Annotated in this window: 12 protein-coding genes and 1 tRNA gene; 3 read left to right on the forward strand and 10 right to left on the reverse strand. The window is 74.2% G+C overall.

Annotation, left to right across the window (positions count from 1 at the left end; genetic code table 11):
- Positions 1-55: 55 nt before the first annotated feature.
- On the reverse strand, positions 56-685 hold the full coding sequence (locus tag ACE3UN_RS11285; RefSeq protein ID WP_374675045.1) for a Spy/CpxP family protein refolding chaperone: 630 nt from the start codon (positions 683-685) through the stop codon (positions 56-58).
- A gap of 129 nt (positions 686-814) precedes the next feature.
- On the opposite strand from ACE3UN_RS11285, the gene ACE3UN_RS11290 reads away from it, so the two are divergent.
- The gene (locus ACE3UN_RS11290) at positions 815-1579 is read left to right on the forward strand and encodes an SOS response-associated peptidase (RefSeq protein WP_374675046.1); all 765 of its coding nucleotides are present in this window, start codon (positions 815-817) and stop codon (positions 1577-1579) included.
- A gap of 18 nt (positions 1580-1597) precedes the next feature.
- Here ACE3UN_RS11290 and ACE3UN_RS11295 read toward each other — a convergent pair whose 3' ends face one another.
- From ACE3UN_RS11295 to ACE3UN_RS11330, 8 genes are all read right to left on the reverse strand, one after another.
- Complete coding sequence (locus tag ACE3UN_RS11295; RefSeq protein WP_374675047.1) at positions 1598-2506, reverse strand: transglutaminase family protein; 909 nt, start codon at positions 2504-2506, stop codon at positions 1598-1600.
- Positions 2503-3663: a putative zinc-binding metallopeptidase gene (locus ACE3UN_RS11300; protein ID WP_374675048.1), complete on the reverse strand. Its 1161-nt coding sequence runs from the start codon at positions 3661-3663 to the stop codon at positions 2503-2505. Before ACE3UN_RS11300 ends, ACE3UN_RS11295 begins: the two co-directional genes overlap by 4 nt.
- Positions 3664-3688: 25 nt before the next feature.
- Positions 3689-3928 carry a hypothetical protein gene (locus ACE3UN_RS11305; protein WP_374675049.1) on the reverse strand — a complete coding sequence of 80 codons (240 nt, stop codon included), beginning with the start codon at positions 3926-3928 and terminating at the stop codon, positions 3689-3691.
- Between the two features lie 252 nt (positions 3929-4180).
- Positions 4181-4272 (reverse strand) — tRNA-Ser (locus tag ACE3UN_RS11310).
- A 63-nt stretch (positions 4273-4335) separates the two neighbouring features.
- Positions 4336-8673 carry an SNF2-related protein gene (locus ACE3UN_RS11315; protein ID WP_374675050.1) on the reverse strand — a complete coding sequence of 1446 codons (4338 nt, stop codon included), beginning with the start codon at positions 8671-8673 and terminating at the stop codon, positions 4336-4338.
- A 46-nt stretch (positions 8674-8719) separates the two neighbouring features.
- The gene (serS, locus tag ACE3UN_RS11320) at positions 8720-10015 is read right to left on the reverse strand and encodes a serine--tRNA ligase (protein WP_374675051.1); all 1296 of its coding nucleotides are present in this window, start codon (positions 10013-10015) and stop codon (positions 8720-8722) included.
- 92 nt (positions 10016-10107) lie between these two features.
- The gene (ispH, locus tag ACE3UN_RS11325; protein WP_374675052.1) at positions 10108-11079 is read right to left on the reverse strand and encodes a 4-hydroxy-3-methylbut-2-enyl diphosphate reductase; all 972 of its coding nucleotides are present in this window, start codon (positions 11077-11079) and stop codon (positions 10108-10110) included.
- Positions 11080-11090: 11 nt separating this feature from the next.
- Entirely contained in the window at positions 11091-11534 is a 444-nt protein-coding gene (locus ACE3UN_RS11330) for a peptidylprolyl isomerase (RefSeq protein WP_374675053.1), read from the reverse strand.
- A gap of 189 nt (positions 11535-11723) precedes the next feature.
- Between ACE3UN_RS11330 and radC the strand changes: the two genes are divergently transcribed.
- Both radC and ACE3UN_RS11340 read left to right on the forward strand, forming a co-directional pair.
- Complete coding sequence (gene radC / locus ACE3UN_RS11335) at positions 11724-12392, forward strand: DNA repair protein RadC (protein ID WP_374675054.1); 669 nt, start codon at positions 11724-11726, stop codon at positions 12390-12392.
- Between the two features lie 29 nt (positions 12393-12421).
- A complete protein-coding gene (locus tag ACE3UN_RS11340; protein ID WP_374675055.1) occupies positions 12422-13057 on the forward strand; it encodes a Smr/MutS family protein in 636 nt (211 codons plus the stop codon).
- Between the two features lie 12 nt (positions 13058-13069).
- Here ACE3UN_RS11340 and ACE3UN_RS11345 read toward each other — a convergent pair whose 3' ends face one another.
- Complete coding sequence (locus tag ACE3UN_RS11345) at positions 13070-13390, reverse strand: EF-hand domain-containing protein (protein WP_374675056.1); 321 nt, start codon at positions 13388-13390, stop codon at positions 13070-13072.
- Between the last annotated feature and the right edge of the window lie 50 nt (positions 13391-13440).

A 13440-nucleotide genomic window follows, 5' to 3' on the forward strand; every position in this document is an offset into this window, starting at 1 on the left:
ACCCCGGACATCGCGTGCGGGCGCAGCGGCGCCCACACGCCAGCATACGCCATGCTCACAGCAGGCCCGCGGTGGCGGCGGTGGCGGCGGGCGCCGAGGCGGCCGGCGCCGGCCCGGCCCCGTGCCGGTGGCCACGCGGGCCGTCACCGTGGCGGCCGGCCGGGCCACGCACCGGCATCTGCGCCAGGCGCGCGGCCACCTGCTGGCGCTGGGCGGGGCTGAGCACCTGCGCCGCCTCCAGCAAGGCCTGGGTGATGCGCTGGCTCGTCACCTGGCCGTCGGCCTCGCGGCGTGCCAGGGCATCGCGCCGCAGGCGCTCGACGGCCGCGGCGTCCACGTCGGCCGCGGCGAACAGGGCGGCCAGGCGCGCATGCTCGGCCTGCGCCGCGTCGCGGCCCCGGTCGTGGGCGGCGGCGAGGTCCTGGCGCAGGCCGTCAGCAATCTGCTGCAGGCGCGCGCGCTGGTCGGCGGTGGCGCCGATCTCGTCGAACAGGTGCTCGGCCATCGGGCCGCCGAGCGGCAGGCCCGCGGGCGGCAGCGCGGCCGGCGCCATGGCGTGGAACGCCCTGCCGTGGGGCGCGTCGTGCGCCTTCGCCAGCTGGATCAGGCCGAAGGCGCCGACGCCGCACACGGCCAGCGCGACGGCCACTGCGCGCATGGGGCGCCGGGTCCACAGACGGTTCATGGTGTTGCCCTCCAATCGGTTCATGGGCCCCATGCTCGGCCCGTGCCGTCTCCCTGGCATTCCGCGTGCGTAAAGATCGGTGAACCGGCAACGCGCCGCCCGGCGCAGCACCCAGCGTAGAGTGCACCCATGTGCGCGAACTACATCCCGGTGACGAGCCAGGACCGCCTGCTGAGCTTCTTCGGCGTGGACAAGCCGGTGGGGCGCGACGCACCCGCCGTGGACGTGTACCCCCTGGGGACGGCGCCCTTCATCCGCCTCGCCGAGGCCGGCTCGGGCCACCGCGTGCTCGAGGCCGGGATGTTCGGCCTGCTGCCCGGCTTCGCCAAGGAGCTGGCCTTCGGCCGCAAGACCTACAACGCCCGCAGCGAGACGGTGGACCGGCTCGCGAGCTTCCGCACCGCCTGGGCGCGCGGGCAGCGCTGCATCGTCCCGGTGGAAGCCATCTTCGAGTACTGCCACGAGACCGGCTCGGCGCAGCGCTGGTGCATCGCGCAGCCGCTGTCCCGCCCGTTCGGCATCGGCGGGCTGTACAGCGTGTGGACCGCGCCCGACGGCACGCGCACCTTCAGCTTCACGATGGTCACCGTGAACGCCGACGGCCACCCGGTGTTCGGCCGCATGCACCCGCCCGGCGACGAGAAGCGCATGCCGCTGATCCTGGACCCGGCCGACCACGACCGCTGGCTGGGCGGCAGCCCCGAGGAGGCGCGGTCGCTCTTCCGGCCGTTCATGGGGCCGCTGGAATGCTGGCCGATGGCGGCGCCGGGGCGCACGCCGCGGGCGGCCGCACCGCGCGCGCCGCGGCGCGCCGCACCCGCACCCCGCCCGGCGCCACCGCCCGACAGCCCCGCCGCCGGCCCCCAGGACGACCCGCAGGCACCGCTGTTCTGAGCGGCCGGCGCCGCCCGGTCAGCCGGGCACGGCGCGGCCTGCGTCGGTGGACAGGGCCTCCTCGCCGTGCACCGGCCAGCCCAGGCCACGCGCGGGGTCGACCACGGCCACGGCGCTCACGCGCGGTGCCGCACTGGACTCGACCGCACCGAAGATGGTCGCGAAGGCCACGTCGGCGGCGTCGCGCCCCGTGCCGATGCGCACGAAGCCCATGGGAATGCCCGTGCCCGAGGGATCGACGATGTACCAGCGGTCGCCGAGGTAGACCTCGACATAGGCATGGAAGTCCGGCGGGCCGATCGCCGGGTCGGCGCCGTAGTCGGTGCCGGTGGCGAAGCGGGCGGGGATGTTCACCGCCCGGCACAGCGCGATCATCAGGTGCGCGAAATCGCGGCACACGCCGACCTGGTCGATCAGCGTCTCCACGGCCGTGGTGCGGGAGCTGGAGGTGTTGGAGGTGTAGGTCACCTGCTGGCGCACCCACTGCATGATCGCCTGCACCCGCCGGTAGCCCGGCGCCAGGCTGCCGAACTGCTTGGTGGCCATGGCCACCAGCCGGTCCGACTCGCAGTAGCGGCTGGGGTAGATGTAGCCGATGGCCTCCAGCGGCAGGCGGTGGATGGGCAGCTCCGTCAGCGCGTCGGGCGGGGCGCGGTGGTGGTGCAGGTCCACCGTGGCGGAATAGGCCACGAAGAGGTCACCGGGCTCGGCGCGCAGGCGCAGGTAGCGGTTGCCCGTGGCCGGCTCGGTCTGGATGTCGGCCGCCACCGGCTGGCTGATGCGCAGCTGCTCGGCCGAGACCGATTGGCAGGCCGTGTGGGCCGGGTGGATGTTGAAGACGAAATCCGCACCACCGGCGCCGACGCGGTAGGCCAGCTGCGCGCTGAGGGCGATGCGCACGCCGGGCGCAGGAGCCGCCCGGCTCATGCCGCCCCCCGTGCCGTCGCCTCGGCCGCCCGCGGCGGCGCCACCCCGGTGACCAGGCAATGGATGACGTGCAGCTTGGCCACCGCCGCGCGGGGCAGCACGAACGGATAGAAGTCGTGCTGGCCCATCGCGCTGGACATCTCGTTCATCACGCGGGTCATGCGCATCCAGGCGTTGAGCATGTCGAGAAAGGCCAGTCGCGTCGGGTCATGTCGGCTCCACAGGGCGTCCTCGCCCCAGGGGGCGGTCTCGATGTCCACCCGGCCAGGGTCGATGCCGAAGCTGGCCGCGGTGTCGATCGTGTCGTGCAGGTGCAGGTAGTGGGCGAAGCTCTCGGCCCAGTCCTCCCACGGGTGCATGCTGGCGTACGGGCTCACGAAACGCTGCGGCCAGTCCGCGGGCGGCCCTTTGGCGTAGTGCGCGCGCAGGGCGGCGGCGTAGTCGCTGCGCTCGTCGCCGAAGACCTCCCGGCAGGGCGCATGCCAGGCGGTGCCGCGCACCAGGCGGTCCCAGTAGTAGTGGCCGATCTCGTGTCGGAAGTGGCCAAGCAGGGTGCGGTAGGGCTCGCCCATCTGCACGCGCATGCGCTCGCGCACCGCGTCGTCCGCCTCCTCCAGCTGGATGGTGATGATGCCGTTGTGGTGCCCGGTCATCACGGGCGGGCGCCCCGGCACGGAGCGCAGGAAGTCGTAGGCCAGCCCCTGCTGGGGGTCCTCCGTCACCCTCGACGCCACCGGCAACCCCAGCCCGATGAGCTGCGACACCAGCCGGCGCTTGGCCCGCTCCATGCGCAGCCACAGCGTGGCATTGCCGGCGACGGACAGGTCGGGGATGGTGCGGTTGAGTCGGCACGCACGGCACAGCCGCACGCCCGGCCGGTCACCCGGCTCGATGAGCCAGTTGCAGGCCGCCGGGCTGGCGAAGTTGTCGCAGCGCCGCAGCGCCGGGCCGTCCGGCTGCTCGGCCAGGCGCCAGCTCGTCGCCGTGGACGAGCCCCCGGCGTCCGGGCCGCTCAGCGCCTGCAACGCCAGGCGGGAGGGCACGTAGCCGAGCTCGGCACGGCAGCCGAGGCAGCGGCTGTTGCGGAAGAAGACCTGGCGCCCGCAGCAGCAGCGGTACGCGCGCGGGGTACGTGGGGCGCCAAGCGGGCGCGCCATGGGCGTCTCGGCGTGGGCGCCGATCTCAGGCCACCCTGGCCGGGGCCACGAGGCACATCTGCTCGCCGAGCGCCGTGAGCTTGAGCCCGCCGCCGTCCCAGCGCAGCCAATGCAGGCGCACGTAGTCGTCGATGTCGGTCTCGGGGATCTGGCTCGCGCGCCGGCGGTGCAGCAGGGCCACCGCGGCGGCCAGGGCGTCATGCAGGACACGCTGGCGCTGCGTGGACATGGCGCCGTGCGGTGTGCGGACGGTATCGGGGGTCATGGGCAGTGTCCTCGGCTCGAAGAGGCGCGCGACGACATGCCTCGCACCGCAGAACGCGGGGCCATCAATGACGGGGGTTTCGACCGAGCCGCCGCGCCGGGCGCGACGGCAGAAGGAGGACCGACGGGACCGACCGCTTGCGCGGGTCTGCCGAGCCATCGTACGCCCTTTGGCCCGCACGCGCCGGCCATGCCCCGTGCAGGGGCTTGCCGGAAAAGCCAACGGGCCCCGAAGGGCCCGTCGTGGCGTCGTTGGCGGAGAGGGAGGGATTCGAACCCTCGGTACTGGAGAACCAGTACGCCGGATTTCGAATCCGGTGCATTCGACCACTCTGCCACCTCTCCTGCTTGCGGCTCACCCGTGGTCTGCTGAGGTGAAGCCGCGCATTCTAGCCATAAAACACGCGGTCACTCGTAGCGGCGCGCGGTGTCGTCGTCTTCACGCATCAGCGCCACCAGTTCCTCGGCGGGCGGCAGGCGCGCCGAGCCGTCGGTGCCGTCGAGCAGGCGCTCGGCCAGCTCGCGCTTGTCCCGGTGCAGGGTGAGGATCTTCTCCTCCAGGCTCTGTGCGTTGACCAGCCGGTACACGGTCACGGGCCGCCGCTGGCCGATGCGGTGGGCGCGGCCGCTGGCCTGGTCCTCGGCGGCCGGGTTCCACCAGGGGTCGGCGATCACCACGTAGTCCGCCACCGTGAGGTTCAGGCCGAAGCCGCCCGCCTTCAGGCTGATGAGGAACAGGTCGCCCTGGCCCGCCTGGAAGGCGTCCACGCGCTGCATTCGCTCGGCCGCGGGCGTGCTGCCGTCGAGGTACTGGTAGGCGATGCCGGCCCGGTCCAGCGGCTCGCGCAGCAGGGTGAGGAAATCGACGAACTGGCTGAACACCAGCGCCTTGTGGCCGTTGGCCACCAGCTCCTGGGCCAGCTCGGCGAAGGCCTGCACCTTGGCGCCCCGCACGCTGAGGTGCGGGCTCACCAGGCGTGGGTCGCAGGCCGCGCGCCGCAGCCGCGTGAGCCCGGCCAGCACGTTCAGCTGCGCCTGGCCCGGTGCATCGCCGCCCAGGCTGCGCTCGGCGGCGATCAGTGCATCCCGGCGCAACGCCTCGTAGTGGGCCGCCTCCGCCTCGTCCGGCTGCACGCGCAGCACGAGCTCGGTGCGCGGCGGCAGGTCGTCCAGCACCTGCGCCTTCGTCCGCCGCAGCACGAAGGGGGCGATGAGCCGACGCAGGGTCTGCTGCGCGTGCTTGTCGTGCTGGCGCTCGATGGGCCCGGCGAAGCGCTCGGCGAAGCGGGCGGCGCTGCCCAGCAGCCCGGGGTTCACCGCCCGCATCACCGACCACAGCTCCGCCAGCCGGTTCTCCACCGGGGTGCCCGAGAGCGCGAGGCGAAAGGCCGCATCGAGCGCGAACACCGCCTGGCTGCGCTTGGCGGCCGCGTTCTTGATGGCCTGCGCCTCGTCCAGCACCAGGGTGGCCCAGGAGCGCGCCGCGAAGGCGGCCGCGTCGATCTGCAGCAGCGGGTAGGACACGAGCAGCAGCGTGCCCGGGCCCGCCGCCTCGATGAGCCGCTCGCGCTCGCCGGGCGGGCCGCCCTCGGCGTACACCTGCACCTGCAGCGTGGGCGCGAAGCGCAGCGCTTCCGCGCGCCAGTTGCCCACCAGCGAGGTGGGGGCCACCACCAGGGCCGGCCCCTGCGCGGCCCGTGCCAGCAGCACCGCCAGGGCCTGCAGCGTCTTGCCCAGGCCCATGTCGTCGGCCAGGCAGGCGCCCAGGCCGGCATGGGCCAGGCGCATGGCCCACTCGAAGCCCTCCTCCTGGTACGGGCGCAGCTGCGCCTGCAGCGTGGCCGGCAGGCGCGGCACCAGCCGACGGGCCTCGTCGAGCCGCGTCAGGCGCGCGGCAAAGGCCGGGTCCACGTCCACCTGCGCGCCGGTGGCGTCGTCCAGCACCTGCTGCAGCCAGGGCGCGGCGACGGTGGGGATGCGCAGCGTGGCCAGGTCCGCCCCGGCCCGCGATTCGGCCACGGCAGCCAGGTCACGCAGCCGGTCGCGCAGCTCGCGCGTGAGGGCCAGGAAACGCCCCTCGCCCAGGGGGACGAACCGGCTGCCCGAGACAGCCGCGCCCATGAGCTGCTGCATGCCCAGCACCAGCCCGTCGTCGACGCGCAGCTCGCCTTCCAGTGCCAGCCACTGCTGCCGCGTGTGCACGCGCACCGCCAGCTGCGAGAAGCCGGCCGTGTCCACGGTGAGCGTGCGGCCCTGCGGCCACTCCAGCGTCACGGCGCCGGCCAGCCGGTTCAGGGCCTCCACCGTGGCGAGTGCATCCTGCGGATCGTCCAGCTGCCATTCGCAGGGCGCATCGGCCGTGGCGGGCAGGGCCAGCTGGGGACAGGCGTCCAGCACGGCGTCGCGGAAGCCCCGCTCGGCGGGCAGGTCGCGCGTGACGGCGAGCGCCTCGCCACCGAGCGTGGCGACGACGCGGGTGCGCCCGGCGCCGGGCACCAGCCGGGGGCCGTCGCGGTGCGCGGGGCCGAACGGTGCGGCCACCAGGCGCAGCCGCAGGCCGTGGCCCACCGGGGTGAGCTCGGCACGCAGGCGCGCGGTGGCCGGCAGCTCGCGGGCCGTGGGCGACGCCACGGCGGCCTCGTCGGCATGGATGCGGAAGTGCGCACCCAGGCCGGTGAGCACCTGCTGCAGCTGCGCCGCGCCCTCACGGGGGATCTCCAGCCCCTGCGGCCCGAGCAGCTGCGCCACGCGCTTCTGCGCGGCGTTCAGCCGCACGAGCCGCGCCTCGGTGGGCGTGTCACGCACCACGCAGACCAGGCGCAGGGCATCCAGCTCCTGCTGCTCCTCGGCGCTGGCGGCCCAGCGCGGTGCGGCCGCGTCGTGGCCCACCGCCATGGCGGGCCACATGCGCACGCGCAGCAGCGGCCCGTCGTCCTGCACGTCCAGCTCGGGCGCCGCCTCGGACAGCCGCACCAGCCGCTCGGGCGCGTCGCCAAAGGCCACCACGGGATGGTCCACCAGCGCCGCCAGGGCGGCCGCGCGGTCCAGCCGGTGCGCGGCGCCGTAGCGCGCCTGGCGGATCGCCCTCGCCACGGCGGCATCGTGCGGCGGCAGCGCGTCCGCCTCGCGCTGCAGACGCGACAGCGGCACCGGCCGGGGCTTGCCCCAGCCCCGGGTGCCCTGGCGCTGCTCGTGGGGCAGCACATCGGCCACCCGGCCATCGGCCTCCACCTCCAGCACCCACACCAGGCGGGTCGGTGCGGCCGCCGCCGGCCCGGGCGCCGGGGCAGCCGCGGGTTGCACCGCCGCGCCCAGGGCCGCGAGCGCCGCCTGCCAGGGCGCCGCGGGGCCGGGCACGACGTACCAGGCCGGCGCGGACTCACCCGCCAGCACCTGCATGGCGGCCTCGAACTCGGCGAGCCGCCGGGCCAGGCCCGCCTCGCGCAGGCGCTCGGCCAGCCGCCCTGCCGCCTCGGCCTCCGCGGCCGACAGGGGCTCGGGCACGGCGCCCTGCTTCAGCCAGGCGCGCATCTGCCACCGCCAGAAGTCCAGCGGGGAGACGTAGGCCGAGCCACCGCTGCGGGCGGGCAGGAAGGGACCCAGCTGGCGCGCTCGCTCGCCCTGCTGGATCAGGATCGCCAGGGCAATGAAACCGAAGGGGCTGTCCAGCTGCGGCTCGCGCTTGCCGCCCTCGCCCAGCGCGAACTTCAGGGCCTGCTCGTCGGCCGCGGGCGTGCGGCGGCCCAGCAGCGCCACCACGTACGCCAGCGACAGTGGCACCGGCAGCAGGCCGCGCCGGCGGCCCGTGGCCTGGCGCAGCGCCGCCAGCGCCGCCTCGAACCCGGCCACCGCCTCGTCCCACCGGCCCGCCTGCGCCGCCACGGCCGCCCGGTAGGCAGCGCGCACCGCGCGGGCCTCGTCGTCCAGTGCAGGCTCGTGCGACGGCGGCAGCAGCGCCTCGAGCGCCGCCGCCTGCCCGCTGGCCAGGAGGTGGTCGGCACGTGCCCAGCGCAGCGGCTCGAGCGCCGCGACGCCCAGCCCGGTCCCCTGCCCCGCTGCCGGCGCCAGGAGGCGGTCGGTGGCCGGGCCGGGCTGCCAGCCCGGAGGCGGCTGCCACACCTCGGCCCAGGTGCGCCAGGCACGTTCCAGTTCGGCCGCCTGCCAGGCCGGGTGCAGGCGGGCGAACAGCGCATCGTCCAGCCCGTCGGCCAGCGCCGGCTCCACCAGCGCGTCGGCCCGCAGGCCCCAGGGCAGCCGGTCATCCAGGGCCCGCAGTTCGGCCGCAGAGGCGCCCGCCAGCAGCTCCAGCCGCACCAGCGCGACGGCCGCCTCGCCGTGCGGCACCCTGGGCGCGCCGAAGCGTGCGGCCGGGGCGAGCCCGGCATACCCGTCGGCGGCGGCCAGCGCGTCGCGCAGGCGCTCCGGCGGCACGCGGTCCAGCAGCTGGCGCGTCACCCAGGCCAGCGCCCCGGGCGCCACGGCCCAGAAGCCGGGCCGCCGCGGGCAGCTGGCCCAGCCGGCCTGCTGCAGCCGGGCGAGGGCGCCGCGCACCTCATCCAGGCTGGCCCGCACGGTGGCCGCTTCGCGCAGCGCCGGCATGGCGAGCAGCGCCGCCACGGTGTCGCGTGCGCGGGGCTGGAAGGCCAGGGCCAGCGCGCCCAGCACGTCACGCTCGATGGGCGCGAGCGCCGCCCAGGCCGCCGCCAGGGCGGCGGGGTCGTCGGTCAGGGCAGGCGCGGGACGCATGGCCACCGGACGCGCGGGCGGACGCGGTGGCCGGGTGCGGCCGGTGTCAGGCCGACAGGACGGACTGGCCGCCGAGGTAGGGCCGCAGTGCCTCCGGCACCTCGATGCTGCCGTCGGCGCGCTGGCAGTTCTCCAGCACCGCCACCAGGGTGCGGCCCACGGCCAGGCCGGAGCCATTGAGCGTGTGCACCAGCTCCGTCTTGCCCTGGGCGTTCTTGAAGCGGGCCTGCATGCGGCGCGCCTGGAAGGCCTCGCAGTTGGAGCACGAGCTGATCTCGCGGTAGGTGCCCTGGGCCGGCAGCCACACCTCGAGGTCGTAGGTCTTGGTGGCACCGAAACCCATGTCGCCGGTGCACAGCAGCATGACGCGGTACGGCAGGCCCAGCTTCTGCAGGATGGCCTCGGCATGGCCGGTCATCTGCTCGAGCGCCTCGTAGCTCCTCTCCGGGTGGACCACCTGCACCATCTCGACCTTGTCGAACTGGTGCTGCCGGATCATGCCGCGCGTGTCGCGGCCGGCCGAGCCGGCTTCCGAGCGGAAGCAGGGGCTGTGGGCGGTGAGCTTGATCGGCAGCGCGTCGGCCGCGAGGATCTCGCCGCGCACGGTGTTGGTCAGCGAGATCTCCGAGGTGGAGATGAGGTACTGCTCGGCCTGCTGCTCGTCTCCGCCCCGCAGCACCCAGAACATGTCCTCCTTGAACTTGGGCAGCTGCCCGGTGCCCTCGAGCACTTCGCGGTTGACGATGTAGGGCGTGTAGCACTCGGTGTAGCCGTGCTCCTGGGTCTGCACGTCCAACATGAACTGGGCGAGCGCGCGGTGCAGGCGGGCCACCGGCCCTTTCAGGAAGGTGAAGCGCGAGCCGCTGAGCTTCGCGCCCGTCTCGAAATCGAGCCCCAGGGGGGCGCCCAGGTCCACATGGTCCTTGACGGCGAAGTCGAAGGCGCGCGGCTGGCCCCAGCGGCGCACCTCCACGTTGCCGGTCTCGTCGGCGCCCACCGGCACGCTGTCGTGCGGCAGGTTGGGAATGCCCATGAGCAGGGCCGACAGTTCGGCCTGCAGCGCATCGAGCCGCTCGGCCCCGCTCTTGAGCTCGTCGGCGATGCCGGCCACCTGGGCCATCAGCGGCGCGGCGTCCTCGCCCTTGGCCTTCGCCTGACCCACGGCCTTGGACACGCGGTTGCGCTCGGCCTGCAGTTCCTCGGTGCGCACCTGCAGCCGCTTGCGTTCGGCCTCCAGGGCGGTGAAGGCCGCCACGTCCAGGAAGGGTTGGGGGGTCTTGCGCGCGGCCAGGCGGGCCACCACGGCGTCCAGGTCCTTGCGCAGCAGGGTGATGTCGAGCATGGGATGGGTCTTTCGGGGTTCGGGCGATTGTAGGAAGGCAACAAAAAGGCGCCGCATGCGGACATGGGCGCCTGACCGTGAGGGGCGCTTCGTCAGGATCGGGACGCGGCCACCTCGGCCATGGACTTGTCGCCCAGCCCCTTGGGCAGCGGGAAGTGCACGGTCTCCTCCACGCCGGACAGCTTGCGCACCGACACGGCGCCCAGCGCACGCAGGCGGTCCACCACCTGGTTGACCAGCACCTCGGGCGCCGAGGCCCCCGCCGTCAGCCCCACGCGCGGCCGCCCGTCCAGCCAGGCTTCCTGCAGGTCCTCGGCGGCGTCCACCATGTAGGCCGGCGTGCCCAGGCGCTCGGCCAGCTCACGCAGGCGGTTGCTGTTGCTGCTGGTGGGGCTGCCCACCACCACCACCACGTCGACCTGCGGCGCCATCACCTTCACCGCATCCTGGCGGTTCTGGGTGGCGTAGCAGATGTCCTGCTTCTTGGGCTCGCGCACCTGCGGGAAGCGCGCCTTCACGGCGGCCAGGATCTCGGCCGCGTCGTCCACGCTCAGCGTGGTCTGCGTCACCACGGCCAGGCGGTCCGGCCGGGTGACGGGCGCCTTCGCCACGTCGGCCACGTCCTCCACGAGGTAGATGCCCTCGTGCAGCTGGCCCATCGTGCCCTCCACCTCGGGGTGCCCCTTGTGGCCGATCATGATGAACTCGTAGCCTTCCTTGGCCAGCTTGGCCACCTCCACGTGCACCTTGGTGACCAGCGGGCAGGTGGCATCGAAGACCTGGAAGCCGCGCTGCGCGGCCTCGACCCGCACGGCCTTGGCCACGCCGTGCGCCGAGAAGACCAGCGTCGCACCGGGCGGCACGTCGGCCAGGTCCTCGATGAAGATGGCGCCCTTGGCCTTGAGGTCGTTCACCACGTAGGTGTTGTGCACGATCTCGTGGCGCACGTAGATGGGCGCGCCGAAGCGCGCCAGCGCGCGCTCGACGATCTCGATGGCGCGGTCCACGCCGGCACAGAAGCCGCGCGGCTCGGCCAGCAGCACCTCATGCGGTTGCACGGCCATGCGTTCGCCCGTCAGAGCACGCCGATCAGCCGGACCTGGAAGGTCACGGCCTGGCCGGCGAGCGGGTGGTTGAAGTCGAACAGCAGCCAGTCGTCGCCCAGCTCACGCACCACGCCGGCGAAGCGGCCGGTGCCATCGGGCGTGGGGAACTCCACCACGTCGCCCAGCGTGTACTCGGCTTCCGGGTCGCCGTGCTGGGCCAGCAGCGCACGGCTCACGCGCTGCATCATCTCGGGGTTGCGCTCGCCGAAGGCCTCGCCCGGGGCCAGCGCGAAGGTGGCCTCGGCGCCCTCCTCCAGCCCGATCAGGTGGCGCTCGATGGCCGGCGCCAGTTGCCCGGATCCCACGGTGAGCGTGGCCGGCTGGTCGTTGAAGGTGCTGACCACGTCGCCGCCGTCGGGGCCGGCCAGGCGGTAGTGGAGGGTCAGGAACGACCCGGGCTGAACGGCGGTCACGGGCAGGGCTTTCACGACAGGCAGGCGCCGAACCGGGCGCCGCGGGCAAACCCCGATTCTACCGGCGCCCCCCGCGCCACGCCCCCGCTCCCCTCTTGGGGTGATGGGCGCGCGGCGGGCCGCTGCGTATCGTGTGCCAGCCGCCCCCGACACCGCCCCCGACACCGCCCCACCGTGGAGAGCCCACCGATGAAGGACCTGCCCGCGGCCCTGCGCCCGCGCGAGAAGCTGCTGGCCCATGGGGCGGCCGCCCTGGCCGATGCCGAGCTGGTGGCGCTGCTGCTGCGCACCGGCATGAAGGGCAAGGGCGTGCTCGCCCTGGCCGACGAGCTGGTCACGCACTTTCGTGGCGTGGCGGGGCTGTTGCACAGCCAGGCGGACGACTTCCGCCGCATCAAGGGCCTGGGCCCCGCCAAGCGCGCCGAGCTCGCCGCGGTCATGGAGCTGGCGCGCCGCGCCCTGGCCCAGCAGTTGCGCCACGCACCGGCATTCGACAGCCCCGCGAAGGTGAAGGACTTCGTCGGCCTGCAGCTGGGCCAGCTCGGGCACGAGGTGTTCGCGGTGCTCTTTCTCGATGCGCAGCACCGGCTCATCGAGTGGCGTGAGCTGTTCCAGGGCACGCTCACCCAGACCAGCGTGTACCCGCGCGAGGTGGTGCGCCAGGCCCTGGCCCTGAACGCGGGCGCCGTGATCCTGGCCCACAACCACCCCTCGGGGCTGGCCGAGCCGTCGCGGGCGGACGAGTACCTCACCCAGTCGCTCAAGGCCGCGTTGCAGATGGTGGACGTGCGCGTGCTGGACCACCTCGTCGTGGGCACCGGCCACGTGGTCAGCTTTGCGGAGCGCGGCCTGCTCTGATCGGCCGAAGCCGGGACAATCCGGCCATCGTGAAGTCGAACAGCCTGAAAGACCTCGGCGCCCTGCGCGACGCCATGCGGCGTGCCCAGGCCGAAGCGGCGGCCCTGCGGGCCCGCGAGGCAGCCGACGCGGCGCGCCGCGAGCGGGAGCGCCATGCCTTCGTGCACGCCGTAGGCCCGGTGCAGCCGCTGCGCGTCCCGGCCAAGGCGCCGCTCGTCCGGGCCCTGCCCGCCCCCGTGCCGCGCCAGCGTGAGCTCGACGAGCAGGCCGCGCTGCGCGAGGCGCTGTCGGACGAGGTGGACGTGGAATCCCTGCTGCTCACGGACGACGGGCTGAGCTTCCGGCGGCCGGACATCGGCCAGGACGTGCTCACCCGCCTGCGCAAGGGCCAATGGGCCATCCAGGGCCAGATCGACCTGCATGGCATGCGCCGGGAGGAAGCCCGCGAGGCGCTGGCGGGCTTCATCCGCCAGGCCCACCAGCAGGGGCGGCGCTGCGTGCGCGTGGTGCACGGCAAGGGCCACGGGTCGCCGGGCAAGACGCCCGTGCTCAAGGGCAAGGTGCAGCGCTGGCTGGCGCAGCGCCGCGAGGTGATTGCGTTCGCCCAGGCGCCGGGCCCCCAGGGAGGCGCCGGCGCGCTGGTGGTGTTGCTCGGTTCGCGCTAGCCGCGGGCGGCGTCAGCGCACGGCGGCGCCGGCGGCGAACTCCTCGGCGCTCAGGGCGCCGTCCTTGTCCTTGTCCAGCATGTCGAACTTCTCGGCGATGGCCGGCAGGGTCTTCACCTCGTCGCGCGAGAGCTTGCCGTCGCGGTTGGCGTCGGCCTTCACGAACATGTCGGCCGTGGGGTTGGCGGTGGCCGACATGGCGGCAGGCGCCTGGCCCTGGGCACGGGCGGCCGTGGCCACCAGGCCGCCGAGGGCGACGGCCATGCCCACGAGGGCGGCGGCACGCGAGACGGACACGCGACGGGCGGGGGCGAGGCGGATGCGTTGCTGCATGGGTAAGGCTCCTTGCGTGATGCAGTTGAGGGAGCCGCCAATCTAGCCAG

Source organism: Ideonella sp. (genome assembly GCF_041918995.1).
Lineage (GTDB): Bacteria > Pseudomonadota > Gammaproteobacteria > Burkholderiales > Burkholderiaceae_C > Ideonella.